Here is a 21,344-nt window from a genome sequence, read left to right on the forward strand (position 1 = left end):
ACTTTAGTCGATTACCCCGGGCAGGAATAGTGCCAAATGGGACTGTCACTGACTGAAAATATCAGAGGATTGCAAGGGTTGCCCGCAAAGACATCCTTCTTTTACATCGCTATACTGAGGGAGATTAGAAATGATATCAGGTGCCTTATGGAAGCTAGCTTTGAAAATATTCACTCTTATTATCAGTCGCTTAATCTGGAACTTAAGATTAATGGCATCTCTGATAAGGGCGAGATCCTGATATTTTCAGCCACCGATCACCTGCCGGTTGAAGCAGGCTTTATTTATTTCACGCTTGAAGGTTCAGTAGCAATCTCACACAGGCACAATGATCTTACGATTGGCAACGCTATAGAGCTTATGCCAATTGGCCTAATGGAGAGATATTGTCCGCATTTGCAGTTCGCATATACATGTATGACGCCGGTAAAACTTATCAAAATTACTTATCAGATTTTTGACGATATCTTTTATCAGGATCCTGAACATATGCATGTGCTGTCAAAAATTCAGACTTATATGACCATCTTTTCGCTCGAACTGCATGCTGAAAGAAAACAGCCCACCAGCTATCAGACCATAAGACCGATGTTATTCAGGTACCTCTACCGAATGAAAACGTTCCCGGGGGAAACGGAAGGCCTGGCGAGTTTTATCATCCGCCGCACCAAATTATCCCGTACCCACGTGTTCCGCGTGCTCGCGGACCTGAAGGAAGGAGGCTACATCACCATGAAGAATGGCAAACTAACCTCAATCAATAAAAATTTGCCGGAAGATTATTGATTCTCTCCACCCCGGGCGTTATGAAGTAACTTTTCACCCTCCGCATGTCGGATGACGCTGCGCTTATCCGACCTACAAAACTGTATCCCGGGCGTTAAGAAAAAACTTTTCACCATCCACATGTCGGATGACGCTGCGCTTATCCGACCTACAAATGCAAAACAAAACGCCCGCACAATTTGCATTGCGCGGGCGTTTCGTTGAATGGTTGAAGCTGACCGATAAGCCGGGTTCTGTCGTGGACAGTCATTCATCTAGGCCAGCAATCGCTCACTGGCTCAAGCAGCCTACCCGGGTTCAGTACGGGCCGTACCTTATGAACCCCTATTTGGCCTTGCTCCGGGTGGAGTTTACCGTGCCGCGAACTGTTGCCAGACGCGCGGTGCGCTCTTACCGCACCCTTTCACCCTTACCTGATCCCGCTTGCGCGGGCCATCGGCGGTTTGCTCTCTGTTGCACTGGTCGTGGGTTACCCCCCCAGGCGTTACCTGGCACCCTGCCCTATGGAGCCCGGACTTTCCTCCCCTCCGCCCGTCTCCCCCCGAAAGAGGACGACGACGAAGCGGCGACTGTCTGGTCAGCTTCGGCGCGAAGTATAATGGGTTTGCCTGCCCGTGTCACGCCCGGTCAGCCCGTTATTCGCATCCCCACCGCTACGGTAGCGGCAATGTCCCTGGAGGCGCGATAAATGTTCTCAAACGCGTTCTTCAGCGCGTCTTCCAACGTGCCAATGCTGTTCAGCACGCTGAAGACGGCATCAATACCGTACTGATGCACAACGGCCACATCGCTGGTTAGTGACCCGGCTATGCCAATAACAGGTTTGTGATATTTCATGGCGACGGCGGCTACGCCCACCGGGACTTTGCCCCGGATGCTCTGGCTGTCCATGCGCCCTTCCCCGGTAATCACCAGCGAACAGTCATGGATATGCTCTTCAAGATTCAGCGCCTCGGTGACAATCTCAATCCCGCTGCGCAGCTCCGCGCCCAGAAACGCCATCAGCGCGGCCCCCATGCCACCTGCGGCACCTGCTCCCGGAGCGTGCTTCACGTCCACATGCAGATGCTTTTTGATCACGTTGGCAAAATGATCCAGATTACGATCCAGCTCGAGGATCATCGCCTCGCTGGCCCCTTTCTGCGGGCCGAAAACGCGGGAGGCTCCGTTTTCACCGACCAGCGGGTTAGTCACGTCGCACGCGACGTTGATCGTGCAATCCTGTAAACGAACGTCCAGCCCTGCCACGTCAATATTATTCAGACTAAGAAGATGACCACCGCCCGGACTGATTTCTTTGCCTTCGGCATCAGTCAGCTTCGCGCCCAGCGCCTGAACCATGCCCGCACCGCCGTCGTTTGTCGCGCTCCCGCCAATACCAATAATGATATTGCGCGCCCCTTTATCCAGCGCGCGAAGAATCAGCTCGCCGGTGCCGTAAGAGGTAGTCATTAAAGGATTACGCTGTTCAAGGGGGACCAGAGCAAGACCGCTGGCCTCTGCCATCTCGATAAAAGCAGTTTTACCGTCGCCGGACATTCCCCAATCTGCAGAGACTGGCGTCCCCAGCGGGCCGGTCACGGTAGCGACCATTTTGCTGCCCTGCGTGGCGCCGATCATGGCATCGACCGTTCCTTCCCCGCCATCAGCAACCGGGACCGATATATACTGCGCATCAGGAAATATCTCGCGAAATCCTTTTTCAATAGCCTGGGCCACTTCCACCGCCGGGAGGCTTTCTTTATAAGAGTCGGGTGCGATAACGATTTTCATAGTCTGTCCATGCCTGGTCGGGTCTGAGAAAAACCGGGCACCCCGAGGTGCCCGTCTCATTACTTAGCGACTTCTACCTTCGCCAGTTTTTCGTAGTAGCAGGCAATCGCGCTGTGATCGTCGTTGCCGTGGCCGTCTGCACGCAGGGCCTGCATCATCTCCATTACCGCCGCGGTCAGCGGCAGCTGAGCGCCAACGCCGTGGGAGGTATCCAGCGCGTTCGCCAGATCTTTAATGTGCAAATCGATACGGAAGCCAGGCTTGAAGTTGCGATCCAGCACCATCGGCGCTTTCGCTTCCAGCACGGTGCTGCCCGCAAGACCGCCACGGATTGCCTGGAATACCAGTTCAGGGTTCACGCCCGCTTTGGTCGCCAGAACCAGGGCTTCAGACATTGCGGCAATGTTCAGCGCCACAATCACCTGGTTTGCCAGCTTGGTCACGTTACCCGCACCGATGTCGCCGGTGTGCACCACGGAACCCGCCATCGCCTTCAGCAGATCGTAATACTTATCGAAAATAGCTTTATCGCCACCCACCATCACGGACAGCGTGCCATCGACAGCTTTTGGCTCACCGCCGCTGACCGGTGCATCCAGCATATCGATGCCTTTGGCTTTCAGCGCTTCGCTGATTTCACGGCTCGCCAGCGGTGCGATGGAGCTCATATCAATGACCACGGTGCCAGGCTTTGCCCCTTCAATAATGCCGTTTTCACCCAGCGCAACTTCTTTCACGTGCGGCGAGTTTGGCAGCATGGTGATGATCACATCACACTGTTCGGCGATATCTTTTGGCGTTGCCGCCGTTTCTGCACCCGCCGCGATAATCTCAGCAATGACCTCAGGATTACGATCGGCAACCACAAGGGAATAACCGGCTTTAATGAGGTTTTTACTCATTGGTTTACCCATGATGCCAAGGCCAATAAAACCAACTTTCAGCGTCATAATTCAGTCTCTCTCTTTAAATGGTGGTTATTTTTTAAATGAATCAGCAAGTTTCTGAGTCGCAGAACGGAAGCAGCCTAAGTCGCTGCCTACGGCCACAAACGTGGCGCCCCATTCCAGATAGCGGCGAGCATCTGCTTCAACCGGCGCCAGGATCCCCGCTGGTTTACCGTGCGCTTTGGCACGAGCAAAAATGTGCTTAATGCACTGCTGCACTTCCGGATGTGAAGCGTTACCCAGATGGCCTAGTGCGGCAGCCAGATCGCTTGGGCCGACAAAAATGCCGTCCACGCCGTCGGTGGCCGCAATGGCATCCACGTTATCCACGCCCTGCTGGCTCTCGATTTGCACCAGGATGGTGATGTTCTGATTCGACTGGTTGAAATAATCCGGCACGGTGCCAAACATATTGGCGCGGTGGGAAACTGACACGCCGCGGATCCCTTCCGGCGGATAACGAGTAGAAGAGACGGCCAGCGCCGCTTCCGGCTGGGTTTCCACGAACGGGATCAGGAAGTTATAAAAACCGATATCCAGCAGGCGCTTGATGATCACCGGGTCGTTAGTCGGCGCGCGGACCACGGCGGCGCTTTCGCTGCCTTTCAGTGCCATCAGCTGCGGGATGAACGTGGTGACATCGTTCGGCGCATGTTCGCCGTCCAGCACAATCCAGTCGAACCCTGCCAGCCCCAGCACTTCGGTGCTGATCGGGTTTGCCAGCGCGGACCAGCAGCCGATTTGCGTCTGGTGCGCCTTCAGGGCGGCCTTGAATTTATTCGGGAATACGTTGTTATTCATCTGCTTTACCTTAAAGTTTTCGTTGCTTACTTCTGCAATTCCAGACGCTTGATGTCACCCACCACGAACAGGTAGCAAATCATCGCCATCAGGGCGGAACAGCCGACAAACACCAGGGCTGCGTTAAAGGAGTGCAGCTCGCTGACCAGATAGCCAATCACCAGCGGCGTCACGATGGAGGCCACGTTACCAAACACATTGAACATCCCGCCGCACAGCCCAACAATCTCTTTTGGTGCCGTATCGGAAATCACCGGCCAGCCCAGCGCGCCAAAACCCTTGCCGAAGAACGCCAGCGCCATCAGGAAGACAACCAGCGTCGTGTTATTGGTGTAGTTACAAAGAATGATGCTTGATGCCAGCAGCATACCCAGCACAATCGGCAGCTTACGGGCAAAGGTCATTGAGCGGCCGCGTTTAATCAGATGGTCAGAGAACACGCCGCCCAGCACGCCACCGGCAAAACCGCACAGCGCCGGGATAGAGGCCACAAGTCCCACCTTCAGAATCGACATGCCCTTTTCCTGCACCAGGTAAATCGGGAACCAGGTGAGGAAGAACCAGGTAATGGTGTTAATGAAATACTGCCCGAAGAACACGCCGAGCATCATGCGGCTGGTCAGTAATTGCTTGATGTAGTGCAGTTTCGGGCCGCTATCCGCGCTCTTCTCTTTTTTGTGGTCCATATCCACCACCGCGCCGCCTCTGGAGATGAACTCCAGCTCTTCGCTGGACATGCGCGGGTGGTCGGTCGGGTTATGGATTAACTTAGCCCACACGAAGGTCAGCACGAAGCCAATCACGCCCATCACGGTAAAGACGTGCTCCCAGCCCCAGGCAAAAGTCAGCCAGCCAAGCAGCGGAGAGAAAAGCGCCAGCGAGAAATACTGCGCCGAGTTAAAAATCGCGGAAGCGGTGCCGCGCTCCTTCGTCGGGAACCAGGCCGCTACAATACGGGCGTTGGCCGGGAAAGAAGGCGCTTCGGAGAAGCCAAGCATAAAACGCATGAAGAACATGGAGATACCGGCGTAAGCCAGCGGGATCATGCCCACGAATCCCTGCGTAAAGGTAAACAGCGACCAGAAGAACAGGCTCCAGGTGTAGACCTTTTTCGAGCCGAAGCGGTCAAGCAGCCAGCCGCCGGGGATCTGCATCAGCAGATAGGCCCAGCCGAAGGCGGAGAAGATATAGCCGACCGAGATAGCGCTCAGGTGCAGCTCTTTGGCAACTTCGGAACCGGCAATGGAAAGCGTGGCACGGTCCGCATAGTTAATGGTCGTCACAATAAAGATAATTAATAATATTAAATATCGGGTGTGATGCCCTTTTTTTGATTCAACGACAGTGTCCAAAATCATTTATACATCCTCTGGGTCGGATACAGCTTGCAAGGATCTTTTATTTATAAGCCGCGACGAAGCCAATATATTCTGGCTTTATATCGCTGACGTTAATTAGCCTGGTGTTGATGATACGCAATACAGTATAGTCAGCATGAAATAGCCGGGCATTAGGCATATGCACAACAAACAATTTATAATTGGTTATAATATTGAGCACAGGCACATCTTCATGGGGCGCATTGCACAGATTTTCAGATTGCCCTCCTTACGGTGCAGGGGCTGAGCAGATTAAGTGATCTCCGTCACATTCTTATTTCTCGCGACCTGACATTCTTTATTCAACAAGTGAGCAAATCACATTTTAAATTATTTAATTAACATTCAGGTAATATCTGGAGAGTAGTGACAATGTCAAAGATAGAAATTAAAGAACACGCGCCCGCGGCGTTTTATATTAAGGTTCATGAAACCGACAATGTCGCTATTATTGTTAACGACAATGGTTTGAAAGCGGGCACCCAATTCCCGGACGGCCTGACCCTGATTGAACATATCCCGCAGGGGCATAAAGCCGCGCTGGTCGATATCCCGGCCCACGGTGAAATCATCCGTTATGGGGAAGTCATCGGCTATGCGGTGCGTGATATCCCACAGGGAAGCTGGATCGACGAATCCTTAGTGGAGCTCCCGAAAGCTCCGCCGCTGAATACGCTGCCGCTGGCCACGAAAGTACCGGCTCCGCTGCCGCCGCTGGAAGGCTACACCTTCGAAGGTTACCGTAACGCTGACGGCAGCGTGGGGACTAAAAACCTGCTCGGCATCACCACCAGCGTGCACTGCGTGGCGGGCGTCGTGGATTACGTGATCAGAATCATCGAGCGCGATCTGCTGCCGCGCTACCCGAACGTTGACGGCGTGGTTGGCCTCAATCATCTCTACGGCTGCGGCGTGGCGATCAACGCCCCGGCGGCGGTTATTCCTATCCGCACCATTCATAACATCGCCCTGAACCCGAACTTTGGCGGCGAAGTGATGGTCATCGGCCTGGGCTGCGAGAAGCTCCAGCCGGAGCGCCTGCTGGAAGGCAACGACGACGTGCAGGCGATTGCCGTAGAAGATGCGAGCATCGTACGGCTGCAGGATGAACATCACGTTGGCTTTAAATCAATGGTGGACGATATTCTTCAGGTTGCCGAACGCCACCTGCACAAGCTAAACCAGCGCCAGCGAGAAACCTGCCCCGCATCTGAACTGGTTGTCGGGATGCAGTGCGGCGGCAGCGACGCCTTTTCCGGCGTAACGGCCAACCCGGCGGTGGGCTTTGCGTCAGACCTGCTGGTGCGCTGCGGCGCAACGGTTATGTTCTCGGAAGTCACCGAAGTGCGTGATGCCATCCACCTGCTAACGCCGCGCGCCATCAACGAAGAGGTGGGTAAACGCCTGCTGGAAGAGATGGCGTGGTACGACAACTATCTGGATATGGGGCAAACCGACCGCAGCGCTAACCCCTCACCGGGAAACAAAAAAGGCGGCCTGGCAAACGTGGTGGAAAAGGCGCTGGGCTCAATTGCCAAGTCCGGCCAGAGCGCGATTGTTGAAGTGCTGTCGCCGGGCCAGCGCCCAACCAAACGCGGGCTGATTTACGCCGCTACGCCAGCCAGCGATTTCGTCTGCGGAACGCAGCAGGTCGCATCGGGCATTACGGTACAGGTCTTTACGACCGGACGAGGTACGCCATACGGCCTGCTGGCTGTGCCGGTGATTAAAATGGCTACCCGCACCGCGCTGGCCAACCGCTGGCACGACCTGATGGATATCAATGCGGGCACCATCGCCACCGGCGAGGCAACCATTGAAGACGTTGGCTGGGAGCTGTTCAGATTTATTCTGGATGTCGCAAGCGGTCGTAAGCAGACCTTCTCGGACCAGTGGGGCTTGCACAACGCGCTGGCGGTATTTAACCCGGCGCCGGTAACCTGATTAAACCCGTCGTAAAAGCGGGTAAGTATGACTTACCCGCCAGATAGCATTTTTTATAACGTTTTATTTGGGGGGAGAGACTTTCGCCTCTCAGGGTTTAATACCAAGCTGTTGCATATAGGTAGCGTTATCCCAAATCAGCCGTTCCTCGGCGATACAGCCATTTTTCCAGCGGGCGACCGTCACCATCGGTAAGCTGAGTTTTTTACCCGTAGGCTGAATCACCTTATCACCCATTTTCATCGGCTCGGTAAACGTTGCCTCCAGAATACCGACGGTCGCAGTCCACATGCCATCACGGAGCGTTTTCTCTGAGGCTCGTTCACCAGGCGTGGTGGAAGCCCACTTTTCCGCCCCAAAGGAAACAGGATGCGAAGAGACTCGCATATCTGGCGTACTTTTGAACATAGCGGCAATATCTTTCTGGTGCCGCTCGATACCCTCGGTCTGGTGGCCGTCAGGAAAAATGACTACGACGTTCGGGCAGTGAATTTCATTAAATAATTTCCAGTCCTGTTTACTGAACGCATCAAAATCAAGTTGATCAAAACGGGTGAGATTTTCGCTCGTCATGGGGGACGAAGCCGCATGTAAAAATGGCGACAGGCACAGTGAAAAAAAAACTATCAAACATTGAGTAGGACGAGGTAGAGACCGATTCATATACAACCTCCAGGTGCAGGATAACCAGAAGCAACACCAAAATAAAAAACTATAACTTATAGTGTTAACAGTTTAAAAACTCACTAGTATTGCTTAAGAGCAGTAATTACCCTGATGAGTATAGTAAACAATTAGAAAGCGAATAGTTTCATTCGGACGAAATGAGAGGTCGATGTGGAACTATTTCATGCCTGCGGCAGGGTGAGGGCTCATGGACAGTCATCCTGCGGAAGTAATCTAATGGAAGCCGAGAACCAGGAAATTATCCTTAATGGCGAAAAGCGGGTAACTCCTCGTTACCCGCCTCAACGCATTAAGACAGCCTCCCCGGCGCATCGGTGCGGAAAATCACAAACTCCAGCAGCTGCCGATAGGTATCCAGCGTCAGAATATCCTTCTCGTTCTCCAGGCGCGCAATCAGCGTCGCGATCACATCCTTATTCGACAAATTCCTGCCCGACATGAGCACCTCCAGCACAACGCTTCCCATACGCTGCGGCGCGTCGCTGGCGTAAAGCTCGGTGATGGACAGCGTGCTGCCAGCGGGCATTTTCATATTGTTCACACTCAAAGACATCTTTTTCTCCGGATTCAGATATAAGCGTAAAACGCGACAGGTCTTATAACCACAATTTCATCAAGGAGAATCTAGATTAGATTCGGGAGAATTCAAGGCGCAAATTGATATTTTAAGCAGCATGACCCACTTATTTTTATATGTGCCTGATGTTTTAGCGTTTGCACGATAATAGATCTTTTTTTTATGAAATTTTAAATTAATTTTTAGCATCTTCTGGAAACTCACCCACAGGGTGAGATAGATCAATTTTCAATCACCTCAAGAATTGTCCATTCAAAACAGATAAATCTTACTCTATTTGGATTTTTGGAAATAGGACGATTGAGGTTTACAATTTTATTAATATCCTTTTGAATATTAAGCACATGGTGTAAAAAAAACACATAAAAACGATCTTTTTCAAGGTGTTATGGAAAAAATCATCTACACTGGTAAACACGGAGTTGATTAAGATGAGAAGTTGTATGATGACCCACGCCCCGCCCGATTATTTATAACTCTATGGATTAAGTAGATTAAATCATAATAACTTCACGCCTCGACATCATGTGGCCGTGGCTATTATCCATGCTTTTTTTATTACTCGACTTTTAGAGTGAGAAAAAATAAACGGGAGAAGTAAATGAAGTGGGAGGTGGTTGATTCAATCGTAAACCCAGAAACCGGGATGATCTTCTCTTGTATTCTTACCGCCCGGGAGTTGAAATTCATTATCTGGCATAAAAGCACAAGAGCGTTATTGCCGGGCGATCAATTAGTGACCAGTAATTTAGGCTTTTTTATTAATGGGAAAACAGCACGGCTCGAACTGTGTAATATCAGCCCCTTTAACGTCACGCTGTGGAGTACCCTGTTTCGCCAGTCCCGGTGCCCGGGAAACGCTGAGGTGAAGCCTGATCGGTGCGAGTACAACGGCGTTTGCCACGTCACCACATGCCCTTATGGCCTGGAGCGAACGCCGTCCTGAGGGTTATTTATCGCTGTTTTCTAACGCATATTTATAAAGCGCATTTTTCTTCACGCCGTGAATCTCAGCAGCGAGAGCGGCGGCTTTTTTCAGCGGCAGCTCCGTTTGCAGCAGCGCCAGCGTGCGCAGCGCGTCTGCGGGCAGGGCGTCGTCGCTCGGCGCTTTGAAGCCCTCAACGATTAATACCATCTCGCCTTTACGACGGTTTTCGTCTTCTTTTACCCACGCTGCCAGCTCGCCGATAGGCGCGCCGTGAATAGATTCCCATGTTTTGGTCAGTTCGCGGGCCAGAACGACGTAGCGGGATTCACCGAGTACCGCGCAGATATCGTCTAAACTGTCGATCAGGCGATGCGTTGACTCGTAAAAGATCAGCGTACGGGGCTCCTGCTCAATGGCCTTCAGCGCGTCGCGGCGTCCTTTCGATTTGGCAGGCAGGAAGCCTTCATAGCAGAAGCGATCCGATGGCAGTCCCGCCGCGCTCAGCGCCGCAATGGCGGCACAGGGGCCTGGCAACGGCACGATGCGAATACCGGCTTCACGGCAGGTACGAACAAGATGGTAGCCCGGATCGTTAATCAGCGGCGTTCCGGCATCGGAAACCAGCGCAATACTCTGCCCTTCCTGCAATTTTGCCAGCAGGGTTTCTGATTTTTGTTGCTCATTATGATCGTGCAATGCGAACAGCCGCGCATTAATGGCAAAATGCTGCAGCAGCAAACCGGTATGACGGGTATCCTCAGCGGCAATCAGATCAACGCCTTGCAATACGGCTAACGCCCGCTGTGTAATGTCGCCAAGGTTGCCGATGGGGGTCGGAACGATGTAGAGCGTGCTGGCAGAAATCGCCGCCGATTCGAGTTGTTTCATTGTTTCATCCGTATTGCCGATTTAATATTGAACACTGAGAAGAAAAATTCACTGGATACAGAATGCTACCGTCTAAATTAATTCGTTCTAAAGCCGGGCGCTGTCTGCCTGTGGTACTCGCCGCGCTGTTCTTCGCCGGCTGTACCACGAAAACGCCAGACCCGTCCGCCGCTCACATGCAGGGCGAAGCCACTGCGGATTCCGCGTATTACCTGCAGCAGATGCAGCAAAGCGCAGATGATAGCAAGACCACATGGCAATTACTCGCCATTCATGCGCTGCTGACCGAAGGCAAGACCCAGCAGGCGGTACAGCTGTATAACCAGCTGCCAAAAGAGATGGACGATACCCAGCGCCATGAGCAGAGCCTGCTGGCGCCAGAGATCAAAATTGCGCTGAAGGATTATGCCGGGGCCAGCGCCCTGCTGGCGAAGCTGGATCCTGCCGGGTTTAACAAAAATCAGCAGGCCCGCTACTACCAGGCCATTATTGATGCCAGCCAGAATCGCCCTTCCCTCGAGCTTCTGCGTGCCTATATAGCACAGGAACCCATGCTGACGGGTAAAGCCTACCAGCAGAATATCGACGGCACCTGGCAGGCGCTGTCCGCGCTGACGGCAGCCCAGATGAACAGCATGGTGATTAATGCGGACGAAAACGTGCTGCAGGGCTGGCTGGATCTGCAGCGGGTCTGGAACGACAACCGTAACGATCCCAATATGCTTAAAGCAGGCATCAAAGACTGGCAAACGCGTTATCCGCTGAACCCCGGCGCGAAAACACTGCCGACCCAGCTGAGCAATATGCAGAACTACCAGCAGGCATCGACAGGCAAAATCGCCCTGCTGCTGCCGCTAAACGGCCAGGCGGCCGTCTTCTCCCGCACCATCCAGCAGGGGTTTGAGGCCGCGAAGAACAGCGGCACCGCGCCTGTTTCCGCGCTGAGCGCGCCCGCACAGTCACCCGATACTGCCACCCCAGCGGCTACCGATCCTGCATCAACCCAGCCAGCAGTCGATGCTAACGCCGTCGCCAGCCCGTCTGCCGCATCGGTTAGTGATTTAACCAACGAAGAGCCTGCCGAACAGCAGCCTGCTGCCCAACCTGCACAGCCAGCACAACCGCCGGTGCAGAGCTCAGCCGCGGCTCCTGCCAACCCTTCGGCTGAAGTGAAAGTCTATGACACCAGCTCTCAGCCGCTGGAGCAGGTTCTGGCTCAGGCCCAGCAGGACGGCGCGACGCTGGTCGTCGGCCCGCTGCTTAAGAGCAACGTAGAGAAACTGGCCAGCAGCACGACATCGCTGAACGTACTGGCACTGAACCAGCCGGAGGACGTGCAAAATCGTCCCAACATCTGCTACTTCGCGCTTTCACCGGAAGATGAAGCCCGCGACGCCGCTGACCATATCTGGCAGCAGGGACATCGCGCACCGCTGCTGCTGCTGCCAGGCTCAACGCTGGGCGACCGCGTTGCCAAAGCGTTCAGCACCGAGTGGCAGAAGCTGGGCGGCGGTATCGTTCTGCAGCAGAAGTTTGGCGGCGTGGGCGAGCTAAAGCAGGGGATTAACAGCGGCTCCGGCATTGCGTTAACCGGCACGCCGGTTGCGGCTTCAGCGCCGCAGCAGGAAGCGGTAACGATTGGCGGCCTGACGATTCCGGCTCCGCCAACGGACGCGCAAATCACCTCAGGCTCCGGCGGCAACGTTGATGCGGCCTATATCATCGCTACGCCAGAAGAAATTGCGCTTATCAAGCCAATGATCGCCATGCGCACCGGCAGCCGCAGCAGCGCCCAGCTCTACGCCAGCTCCCGCAGCTCCGGCGGCGTTAACGGCCCGGACTTCCGTCTGGAGATGGACGGCCTGCAGTTCAGCGAAATCCCGATGCTCTCCGGCGGCAACCCGTCGCTCCAGCAGCAGGCGCTTAGCGCCGTGCGTAACGACTATTCGCTGGCACGCCTGTACGCCATGGGCGTGGATGCCTGGTCGCTGGCCAACCACTTCTCCCAGATCCGCCAGGTGCCGGGCTACCAGGTCAGCGGCAACACCGGCACGCTGTCCGCAAGCCAGGACTGCGTCATTAACAGGAAGTTAAATTGGCTGAAATTCTCTCAGGGCCAGATCGTCCCGGCAAACTGAGTCGTCAACAGGCGGGCGCGCACTATGAGCTTCAGGCGCGCCGCTTTCTTGAGCGCAAGGGACTGCGCTTCATTGCCGCCAACGTCCATCTGCGCGGCGGCGAAATCGACCTCATCATGAAACACCACAAGGTGATTGTGTTTGTCGAAGTGCGCTATCGCCGCAGCAGCCACTTTGGGGGCGCGGCCGCCAGCATCACCCGCAGTAAACAACAAAAGCTGCTGCTTGCCGCAAGGAATTGGCTTGCCCGCACGTCCGGCAGCTTTGATACTGTGGATTGCCGTTTCGATGTGGTAGCCTTCACCGGTAATGAAATAGAGTGGTTGACCAACGCGTTTACCGCAGATTTTTAAAGTAACCAGGTAGAACAACGTGCTCGAAAGAATCAAAGTCTGCTTCACGGAAAGTATTCAAACCCAGATTGCCGCCGCGGAAGCTCTGCCAGATGCTATCTCCCGTGCAGCCATGACGCTGGTTCAGTCGCTGCTTAACGGCAATAAAATTCTCTGCTGCGGCAACGGCACCTCTGCAGCCAACGCCCAGCACTTTGCGGCGAGCATGATCAACCGCTTCGAAACCGAGCGGCCGAGTTTACCTGCCATTGCACTGAATGCTGATAACGTGGTCTTAACCGCTATCGCCAACGACCGTTTGCATGAAGAAGTGTATGCCAAACAGGTCCGGGCGTTAGGGCAGACGGGCGATGTCCTGCTGGCGATTTCTACTCGCGGCAACAGTCGTGATATCGTCAAAGCGGTTGAAGCCGCCGTGACCCGCGATATGACCATCGTGGCGCTTACCGGCTATGACGGCGGGGAGCTGGCCGGTCTGTTAGGGCCGCAGGACGTGGAAATCCGCATCCCTTCCCACCGCAGCGCGCGCATTCAGGAAATGCACATGCTGACGGTAAACTGCCTATGTGATTTGATTGATAACACGTTATTCCCTCACCAGGATGATTAAGGAGTACAGATGAAGGCCTTAAAGCCACTTGCAGTCCTTATTACCGCGATATTGCTACAAGGTTGTGTTGCTGCCGCGGTTGTCGGCACTGCCGCCGTCGCGACGAAAACCGCAACGGACCCACGCTCCGTCGGCACCCAGGTTGATGATGGTACGCTGGAAGTTCGCGTGAACAGCGCGCTGAACAAAGACGCTCAGATGAAGAAAGATGCGCGCATCAACGTGACGGCCTATCAGGGCAAAGTGCTGCTGACCGGACAGACGCAAAGCACCGAGCTCTCCTCCCGTGCGAAACAGATCGCGCTGGGCGTAGAGGGCACCACCGAGGTGTATAACGAAATCCGTAACATCGCGCCGGTGGGCCTGGGTACGGCATCGTCAGATACGTGGATCACCACTAAAGTTCGCTCGCAGCTGCTGTCCAGCGATCAGGTGAAGTCCTCAAATATCAAGGTGACGACTGAAAACGGAGAAGTGTTCCTGCTGGGTCTGCTGACCGAAAGAGAAGGCAAAGCAGCGGCGGATATCGCCAGCCGCGTCAGCGGCGTGAAGCACGTAACCACCGCGTTTACCATTCTGAAGTAAGCATTGCTTATCCGCCCTGCCGACAAGTAGGGCGGATCATCCACCGAAAAGCGCCAGTCAAAAACGGCTCAGACACTCCACCGCCACGGCGCTGAAACTCGTAAAGTCCCGGCACTCCCGCAGCTTCGTCATCGCCCTTTCGCGCAGAAACGTCACGAAAATATCGTAAATCGCCATCGCCTCTTCGTATTCGCTTTTGCTGATCGCCAGCAGGAAGATAACGTGCGCGGTTTCGTCACCCCAGCAGATGCCGTGCGGGGCAAGCACGGTATAGACCACGGTTTTGTTGGCCATCAGGCCAAGGGAGTGCGGTAGCGCTATGCCTTCGCCCAGCATGGTGCTGACAATCGCTTCGCGCTCCACGACGGACGGATAAAAGTCATCTCCGACGTAACCCTCTTCCTCAAGCTGCTCACAGAGTTTGCTGAACAGCTGCTGCTGGGTAACCGGCTCGTCAATGACCAGGAAGTGGCTGGCATCGAAGAACTTTTCCAGCATGTAGGGGCGAGTTCTGTCCACCAGCACCAGCTTGCCCAGCTGTTCAAGCTGGTACTCCGTCGGGAACGGCGACATCGCCACGATCGGCTTATCCTTTTCGTGGATGCGCGCGGTGGTAATCACAAAATCTTCTTCAACGCTGCCCAGCGGCTCGTATTCACGCAGGGAGATAATGCGCGTCACCTCGATTTGCGGGTACTTACGCAGCAGCATCGCCTGAATCATGCGTACCGTGGAGTTGCCCGTATCGCACACCAGCAGCGCACGCGGATGACGCTGGTAGCCGATGTTGTAGTGCCTCTCCAGCCCCACGCCGATATGCAGCACCAGAAAGCCAATTTCGTTTTCGCTGATGGCGTAAGGCGTGTATTTCCCCCAGCTCGACACCGCGGCCAGCGTCATGTCATAGGCCATCGGGTAGTGCTGCTTGATGTTGGACAGCAGCGGGTTAGGGATATTTATCTGATAGCGCACGCGGGTGATCATCGTTTTGATGTGCGTGAGCAGGTCGGCGTGCAGCTGGGCATCGGCCAGCATGTTGTAGTTATAGTGGGTGTTAATGTAGCGCAGGATGTAATTCACCAGCGCTTCGTCATCGTCGGCGCTGATGGCGCTCGGCGCCACGTCCTGCACCTGGCGCGCCGCGATATGCACCTGCAGCCACTGCTCTTCCGCTTCAGACAGCGCTTTGCCAGCCAGCTGCTGCAGCAGGTCGGCTATCTGCCGCGCGGCTTCCCGGACGTCATCCTCCACGTTATCGGCGGTAAACTCGGCCAGCGGGTAGCCTTCGCTGATGCGGCGCACCGCCACCGCGCAGTACAGGCGGATAAACTGCTCCCCTTCGTCCGTCAGGCGAATGCGGCAGCGGGTGAAGCAGTCGTGCAGCTCCGTCGCCAGCAGCGCCGGGACGCCAGCGTTGAGCGCCTCCTCGGTGAGTAAAGGATTATCGCCGTCCTCCTGCTGCAGCTGCCAGAGCAGGTTAGTCAGGCAGGCGCGCATCGCCGTTTCGCTGCCAAACAGCTTCATGCCGTGGCGCGGGCGCGTTTCAATGGTCAGATTGTAGCGGCCCAGCCACTCGCGCACTTCGGCCATATCGCTTTGCAGGGTCGCCCGGCTGACAAACCACTCGTCCGCCAGATCTTCCAGCTTCAGGGAAAAGGCCGAGGTCAGAAAGCGGACGATAAGATAGTGAACCCGCTCGGGGGAGGTCCGGGGAATGCGCAGCTGGCGGCCAGGCTGCTGCACCAGCGCCTCATAGCGAGCCGCATCCTCAATAATCAGCTGATAGCCTTCGCCGCGGGCAAGGGTAAACTGCGCGCCATGCCCGGCAAGCAGCGCATTCAGCGCCGTGATATCAGTCCGTACCGTACGGGTAGAAACTGACAGACGCCGCGCCAGTTCGTCCTGGGGCAGCGTCTCGGTTTGTAGCATCTCAAACAGCTGGGACAGGCGAAGATTGGGGAATCGCAATGCAGTTTCCTTTTCTTAAACGGGCGCACGGGGCGCCCGGCAACGCTATTTGACGGGGGAGAACACCAGCTGTGAAGGGCTCCCGACCGCCACGTAATCATCAATAAACGACAGCTTGCCGTCCGGCTTCGCCACGCTGAAACGCGTGATATTGTCGCTTCTCTGGTTCATAGCGTAGAGATAACTGCCGCTGCTATCGAGGGTAAGCGTGCGGGGGTAGTCGCCGCGCGTCCAGATATCGTCCTGATGGGTCAGGGTACCGTTAGCCGACACGGTAAATTGCGCGATGCTGTTATGCAGGCGATTCGCCACGTACAGCTGCTTACCGTCGTGGCTCAGGACAAGGCCCGCCGCGAAGCTGGTGCCCCTATAGTTCTTCGGCAGCGCAGAGATCGTCTTGCCTTCGGTTAGCGTCCCTTTGCCCGCATCCAGCCGATAATGGGTAAGCGTCGAGGACTCTTCGTTGATCAGCCACAGCCCGTCGCCATCTGGCGTAAACACGAAGTGGCGCGGCCCGGCGCCTTTCGATGAGGCGGCAATAAACGGCGGATCGTTTGGCGTCAGCCTGCCGGTAGCATCATCGAAACGATACTGATAGATCCGATCGAGTCCCAGATCGGTAGAAAAGACGAACTTACCGCTCGGATCGGCGGAGATCATATGCGCATGCGGCCCGTTATGATCGCTTGCCGCAAAACTGCCTTCAACGGCGGCTTCCGGTTTAGCCGCGCCCGGCTGGCCTTCGTCCTGTTTCGTGTCCGTGGCTTCACCCAGGCTACCGTCCTGCTTAACCGGCAGCACGGCGATGGTGCCGCTGACATAGTTCGCGACCAGCAGATGCCGTCCGCCCGGCGTCAGGGACAGATAGACCGGCCCGGCACCGCCAGAAGCAACCTGGTTTAATTCAGTCAGATTTCCATCTTCCCCAACGCGCAGGGCTGCAACCACGCCCTTCTCCGCCTCGCTCGCCACGTACAGCGTTTTGCCATCCTCAGAGACGGTAAGCTGAGCGGCATTCGGCAGCTGATTGACCAGCGTTTTATTGCCGAGCGCGCCGGTCTTCGTATCCACCTGAAAGCGATAAACGCCCTCGCCGTTCGGGTTGTACGTCCCTACCCAGGCGAACTGCGGCTGGGCCGCTGCCGTCCCGGCAGCCATAGCAAGTGATGCGATAAACAGATTACGTGTTGCAGGCATTGGAGATCCTCGATGTTGTTTGCCCCTCACCCTAACCCTCTCCCCAGAGGGGCGAGGGAACTGAAGGAAATATTTATTCTCCCTCTCCCTCCCAGGGAGAGGGTCGGGGTGAGGGTAAGATTAACCAACCAGCTTCTTAGTCATATCCAGCAGAGTAGCAACATCCTGCGGACGGGTGCTACCGCTCGCCTTATCAATGATAGAGCTGTAGATGTGCGGAATAACTTTGCTGACGCCCGCATCCAGCGCGATCTTCAGGATTTCCTCGTAGTTTTCCAGATCGATCCCGCCCGTTGGCTCCAGCCAGAAATCGTGTTTCGCACAGGCTTCCGCTACCGCCCGGAACTCATCACGGCATTCCAGACCGCCCATCGGGAAGTACTTAATGGAGCTGCCGCCCATATCCTTCAGGAGTTTAACCGCCGTTTCAACCGGTACGATGCCGTCCGGCGCTTGCGAACTAAGCGGCCCGGTGGAGATTTTTACCATGCCCACGGTGCCGGTCGGGGAGACAAGCCCGTTTACTACAGATTCATTTTGCCCAAGGAGCGCGCGCGACGTCCCTACGCCAGTAAAGACCTGGTTTACGTGCTGCGGCTGAACCTGACGGGAGATTTCGCTGACCATCGCCGACTGGTTCGGATCGCCAGCGCCAAGGCCAACGGAAAGCGCGTTATCGATGAGAGCCGCATAATCGCGCATATCCGCCACCGCGCTCTCAACGTCCGGATAATTTTTGGATAACACGCCGACCAGCACATGCCCTTCTGCGGCGTCATAAATCTCTTTGGCATTCTCTTTGGAGCCAGCCAGCACGTTCAGACAAACGCGATCGCGGTAAAAGTTCGGGGTTAGTTTCATGCCTGATTCTCCTGGCTGGTATTCGCTTTAATGCACTGATAGATAATGTCTAACTGCTGCGGGCTGACGCTGCGCACGTCGGCTTCGATAATGCCTTCGTTCGCCTTGTAGCCGCGGAAGAAAATGGCGTACTCACCCTGCTTAAGGGCGCTGACCAGCTCGCCCGTCGAAATGCCAATCGCGGCTTCGTCGAACTTAATTTCCGTACGGGCAATATCGCGACCTGCTGCGTCCCACACCACGCGGGCGCTCACGCCGTTCAGCGTATTCAGGCTGCCGATAAACGGCGTCATTTTCTGCACCATCTCATCGCCGCTCTCTTTCGGCGCGGTGAGGTAGTGCTCAATGGCACAGGTCAGGCCGAGAATGCCCTCTTTGCCCACTTTCATGGCGCGACCAATCCCGCCGGTTTGCAGCTTCACCCACTCGACGTACTGCTGTTTGCCGATAACCAGGCCGCTGGTCGGCCCTTCAATGGCCTTCGCGCCGCTGTAAATCACCAGATCTGCGCCAGCGCGGTAGTAGCACTGCAAATCTTCTTCCGCCGCCGCATCGACAATCAGCGGCAGGTTGTGTTTACGCGCCACCACAACGGCCTGCTCCACGCTGAGCATGCTTTTCTGCACCGAGTGGTGAGATTTGATATACAGGATGGCCGCCGTGCGCGGGGAAATCGCCGCCGCCAGCTGGTCCGCGGAACATTCGTTGGCGTAACCCGCTTCGACAATTTTGCCGCCGCCCAGGTTAACCATGGTGCCAACCGGCGCGCCGAAGTTCACGTTGTGGCCTTTTGGCAGCACGATCTCATTATTTTCCAGCGTAATCCCGTGCAGGTTCTCGATCTGCCACTGGTTATCCTTCACCAGCACCGCCGCAACGGACTGGGCAATACCGGCCGAGGCGCAGGAGACAACCGTCGCCGCGTCCACATCCAGCAGCTTCGCGATGTACTCGCCGGTTTTGTTGACCAGATCTTTCATTTCAAAATAGTGATTCATGCCGGTGGTGACGGCTTCCACCACCTCCGGGCGCGGGGTGGAAACGCCCAGCGCGGTCATGCGGCCGGATGCATTAATCACCTGTTTTAAATTATATTTCTCATAGACTGAAGGCATGTTCTTTTCCTTATTCACAATCAAACCACTTACCGGCGCGGACGGCGGCAAGGGCCACGAGCAGCCGATCGCCGGTGAGCGTCTGCTGTTCAGAATCGGTGAACAGCGTCGGCTGGCGCTTAAGTTCAAAAATAGTCAGATCGCCGTCCAGGCCAACCTCTAACCGGCCTTTATGCTTCAGCCGCAGGCCGTCCGCCGCATGAGCGGTAACGCAGTCAATCACCTGCGGCAGGGAAAGGCCGATGGAGAGGAATTTGGACATCACCGCGCCCAGGCTGTGTACCGGGCCGTTTATGCGGTTGCGACAGTAGATATCGGAGCTGATGGTGTGCGGCAGAATGCCCTGGCCGATGGCGATTTTCGCCACTTCAAAGCTGAAGCTGGCCGTGCCGTGGCCCACGTCCAGGCGTACGCCGCGAGCAATGGCTTTGGCAACGGAAGCGCGCAGTTCACCCGCAGGGTTCAGGATGCGGTTCGGCTTGCCGTTGTAGCAATGGGTGATGATATCGCCGCTGGAGAGCAGCTCGGTAATTTCGTCCAGATCCGGCGGGTTATTGCCAATATGCACCATCATCGGCAGGTCGCCGTTCTCGCGCTGGATCTCTTTGGCACGCTCAAGCGGCTTGATGCCGTTAGCGCCGACCACGCTGCTGCTCATGCGCGCTTTAATACCGACGATAAAACCAGGGTGGCGCTGCACCGCGTCACGCACGGCGACTTTGTCGATGTTCGCCATGTCAGACAGCTCGTTCTGGGCGATCAGCCCAACGCGGGAGATGTTCAGCAGGGCGTAAACGTCAGTTTGTGCTTTGCGGGTTAGCTCGTAAAACTCATCGATGTCATCCGCGCCGGTGCTGCCCGCATCGACAACGGTAGTGACGCCGGTCGCGACGCCAACGCTGTCAGGATCGTCATGATAAATCGGGGATTTGGCGTAGCAGTGGACGTGGGAGTCAATCCAGCCTGCGCTGACGTAATACTCACCGTTAAGCTGACGCTCCTCGCGTGCCTCGCCGGTCACTTCGCCCAGGGCCGCAATCTTGCCGTCCTTCAGCGCAATGTCGATAACCGTATCGTCCACCAGACGGGCCTGGCGCAGGATTAAGTCGAACATGGTTTTCTCCTTTACGGGCGGATGGCACAGGCCGCCATCCGCCGCTGTGTTACAGCGCGACCGGGAAAATCGCACCCAGGATCATCGCGCCCAGAATCGCGCCGCCGGTAATAGGCTTGCCCCAGAGGTAGAACAGCAGGGAGCCCACCAGCGAACCGATGCCGATAGGAATAGAAGCGGTCATTGCGCTGAGGATAATCAACGGCCCGAGGAAGCGGCCGGAAGCGTTACCCGCCCCCATCATCACATCCGCCCCGTAGGTAGAGTCGCTCTGGTTGATGGTGAACTTACGCGCCAGAATAATGATGTAGCCAACGGCCAGCCCGAGCACCAGCCCGGTAACCAGCGATGCCCCGAAGTTAGCCACCGGGAAAACGAAGCCTGCCCCCAGCAGCAGCGCCGGAACGCCAAGGCCGATGCCGGTCTGGATGGCGCCGCCGATATCCAGGATCCCCACCAGCGAACCTTCGATGATGCGGGCGAACAGGAAGCTTGCGCCAAACGCCGCGACCGCACCGTAAGCCCCGGTATCAATCCCCGCGCGCAGCATGGAAACGAAGGCTACTTCGTTAAAGGCGCCAATGCCGTACAGGTAGTACATGTGTGTCCCGGCGAACACGCCGGAGGAAAGCAGGCCAACAAAAATCGGGAACGACCAGTCGGCATACCAGAACCCTTTATTCTCTTCCATTG

20 protein-coding genes and 1 other RNA gene are annotated in these 21,344 nt (G+C 55.7%); 7 read left to right on the top strand and 14 right to left on the bottom strand.

The annotated features are described in order from the left end of the window. Positions 1-147 precede the first annotated feature (147 nt). Positions 148-786: a helix-turn-helix domain-containing protein gene (locus AAE045_RS02430; protein WP_455546313.1), complete on the top strand. Its 639-nt coding sequence runs from the start codon at positions 148-150 to the stop codon at positions 784-786. Between the two features lie 206 nt (positions 787-992). On the opposite strand, the gene rnpB is transcribed toward AAE045_RS02430, so the two are convergent. The 5 genes from rnpB to AAE045_RS02455 form a co-directional block, all read right to left on the bottom strand. Further along, an RNA gene (gene rnpB / locus AAE045_RS02435) (RNase P RNA component class A) lies at positions 993-1,371 on the bottom strand. 42 nt (positions 1,372-1,413) lie between these two features. Then, a complete protein-coding gene (gene garK, locus AAE045_RS02440) occupies positions 1,414-2,559 on the bottom strand; it encodes a glycerate 2-kinase (RefSeq protein ID WP_455546314.1) in 1,146 nt (381 codons plus the stop codon). Positions 2,560-2,618: 59 nt separating this feature from the next. Next, a complete protein-coding gene (gene garR, locus AAE045_RS02445; RefSeq protein WP_455546315.1) occupies positions 2,619-3,509 on the bottom strand; it encodes a 2-hydroxy-3-oxopropionate reductase in 891 nt (296 codons plus the stop codon). Positions 3,510-3,536: 27 nt separating this feature from the next. After that, positions 3,537-4,307, bottom strand: coding sequence for a 2-dehydro-3-deoxyglucarate aldolase (garL, locus tag AAE045_RS02450; protein ID WP_455546316.1), 771 nt, complete (start codon positions 4,305-4,307; stop codon positions 3,537-3,539). A gap of 26 nt (positions 4,308-4,333) precedes the next feature. Then, positions 4,334-5,665 carry an MFS transporter gene (locus AAE045_RS02455; RefSeq protein WP_455546317.1) on the bottom strand — a complete coding sequence of 444 codons (1,332 nt, stop codon included), beginning with the start codon at positions 5,663-5,665 and terminating at the stop codon, positions 4,334-4,336. A 393-nt stretch (positions 5,666-6,058) separates the two neighbouring features. Between AAE045_RS02455 and garD the strand changes: the two genes are divergently transcribed. Continuing rightward, a complete protein-coding gene (gene garD / locus AAE045_RS02460; RefSeq protein ID WP_455546318.1) occupies positions 6,059-7,630 on the top strand; it encodes a galactarate dehydratase in 1,572 nt (523 codons plus the stop codon). Positions 7,631-7,720: 90 nt separating this feature from the next. Here garD and AAE045_RS02465 read toward each other — a convergent pair whose 3' ends face one another. After that, on the bottom strand, positions 7,721-8,203 hold the full coding sequence (locus AAE045_RS02465) for an ester cyclase (protein WP_455546319.1): 483 nt from the start codon (positions 8,201-8,203) through the stop codon (positions 7,721-7,723). A gap of 403 nt (positions 8,204-8,606) precedes the next feature. Further along, positions 8,607-8,870 carry a biofilm development regulator YmgB/AriR family protein gene (locus tag AAE045_RS02470; protein ID WP_455546320.1) on the bottom strand — a complete coding sequence of 88 codons (264 nt, stop codon included), beginning with the start codon at positions 8,868-8,870 and terminating at the stop codon, positions 8,607-8,609. 625 nt (positions 8,871-9,495) lie between these two features. Between AAE045_RS02470 and AAE045_RS02475 the strand changes: the two genes are divergently transcribed. Then, a complete protein-coding gene (locus tag AAE045_RS02475; protein WP_455546321.1) occupies positions 9,496-9,840 on the top strand; it encodes a hypothetical protein in 345 nt (114 codons plus the stop codon). Between the two features lie 3 nt (positions 9,841-9,843). Here the strand turns inward: AAE045_RS02475 and rsmI are convergent, their stop codons facing one another. Continuing rightward, positions 9,844-10,710, bottom strand: a complete 867-nt coding sequence (rsmI, locus tag AAE045_RS02480; RefSeq protein WP_455546322.1) for a 16S rRNA (cytidine(1402)-2'-O)-methyltransferase — start codon at positions 10,708-10,710, stop codon at positions 9,844-9,846. A 62-nt stretch (positions 10,711-10,772) separates the two neighbouring features. On the opposite strand from rsmI, the gene AAE045_RS02485 reads away from it, so the two are divergent. The 4 genes from AAE045_RS02485 to dolP are packed head-to-tail and all read left to right on the top strand — an operon-like array spanning position 10,773 to position 14,396. Beyond that, positions 10,773-12,848, top strand: a complete 2,076-nt coding sequence (locus AAE045_RS02485) for a penicillin-binding protein activator (RefSeq protein WP_455546323.1) — start codon at positions 10,773-10,775, stop codon at positions 12,846-12,848. Continuing rightward, positions 12,806-13,201 carry a YraN family protein gene (locus AAE045_RS02490; protein ID WP_455546324.1) on the top strand — a complete coding sequence of 132 codons (396 nt, stop codon included), beginning with the start codon at positions 12,806-12,808 and terminating at the stop codon, positions 13,199-13,201. Before AAE045_RS02485 ends, AAE045_RS02490 begins: the two co-directional genes overlap by 43 nt. A 19-nt stretch (positions 13,202-13,220) precedes the next feature. Next, complete coding sequence (gene diaA / locus AAE045_RS02495; protein ID WP_034461282.1) at positions 13,221-13,811, top strand: DnaA initiator-associating protein DiaA; 591 nt, start codon at positions 13,221-13,223, stop codon at positions 13,809-13,811. 9 nt (positions 13,812-13,820) lie between these two features. Beyond that, a complete protein-coding gene (dolP, locus tag AAE045_RS02500) occupies positions 13,821-14,396 on the top strand; it encodes a division/outer membrane stress-associated lipid-binding lipoprotein (protein WP_455546325.1) in 576 nt (191 codons plus the stop codon). Positions 14,397-14,453: 57 nt separating this feature from the next. On the opposite strand, the gene AAE045_RS02505 is transcribed toward dolP, so the two are convergent. From AAE045_RS02505 to AAE045_RS02530, 6 genes are all read right to left on the bottom strand, one after another. Then, entirely contained in the window at positions 14,454-16,364 is a 1,911-nt protein-coding gene (locus AAE045_RS02505) for a BglG family transcription antiterminator (RefSeq protein WP_455546326.1), read from the bottom strand. 45 nt (positions 16,365-16,409) lie between these two features. Then, entirely contained in the window at positions 16,410-17,561 is a 1,152-nt protein-coding gene (locus tag AAE045_RS02510; protein WP_455546327.1) for a lactonase family protein, read from the bottom strand. Positions 17,562-17,681: 120 nt separating this feature from the next. Further along, a complete protein-coding gene (gene dagF, locus AAE045_RS02515) occupies positions 17,682-18,422 on the bottom strand; it encodes a 2-dehydro-3-deoxy-phosphogluconate aldolase (RefSeq protein ID WP_455546328.1) in 741 nt (246 codons plus the stop codon). Beyond that, on the bottom strand, positions 18,419-19,537 hold the full coding sequence (locus AAE045_RS02520; RefSeq protein WP_455546329.1) for a DgaE family pyridoxal phosphate-dependent ammonia lyase: 1,119 nt from the start codon (positions 19,535-19,537) through the stop codon (positions 18,419-18,421). Before AAE045_RS02520 ends, dagF begins: the two co-directional genes overlap by 4 nt. A 10-nt stretch (positions 19,538-19,547) precedes the next feature. Continuing rightward, positions 19,548-20,651 carry an amidohydrolase/deacetylase family metallohydrolase gene (locus tag AAE045_RS02525; RefSeq protein WP_455546330.1) on the bottom strand — a complete coding sequence of 368 codons (1,104 nt, stop codon included), beginning with the start codon at positions 20,649-20,651 and terminating at the stop codon, positions 19,548-19,550. 49 nt (positions 20,652-20,700) lie between these two features. Further along, the gene (locus AAE045_RS02530) at positions 20,701-21,342 is read right to left on the bottom strand and encodes a DUF4310 family protein (protein ID WP_455425916.1); all 642 of its coding nucleotides are present in this window, start codon (positions 21,340-21,342) and stop codon (positions 20,701-20,703) included. Positions 21,343-21,344 lie beyond the last annotated feature (2 nt).

The sequence above is a fragment of the Dryocola clanedunensis genome (assembly GCF_038405435.1).
Classification (GTDB): domain Bacteria; phylum Pseudomonadota; class Gammaproteobacteria; order Enterobacterales; family Enterobacteriaceae; genus Dryocola; species Dryocola clanedunensis_A.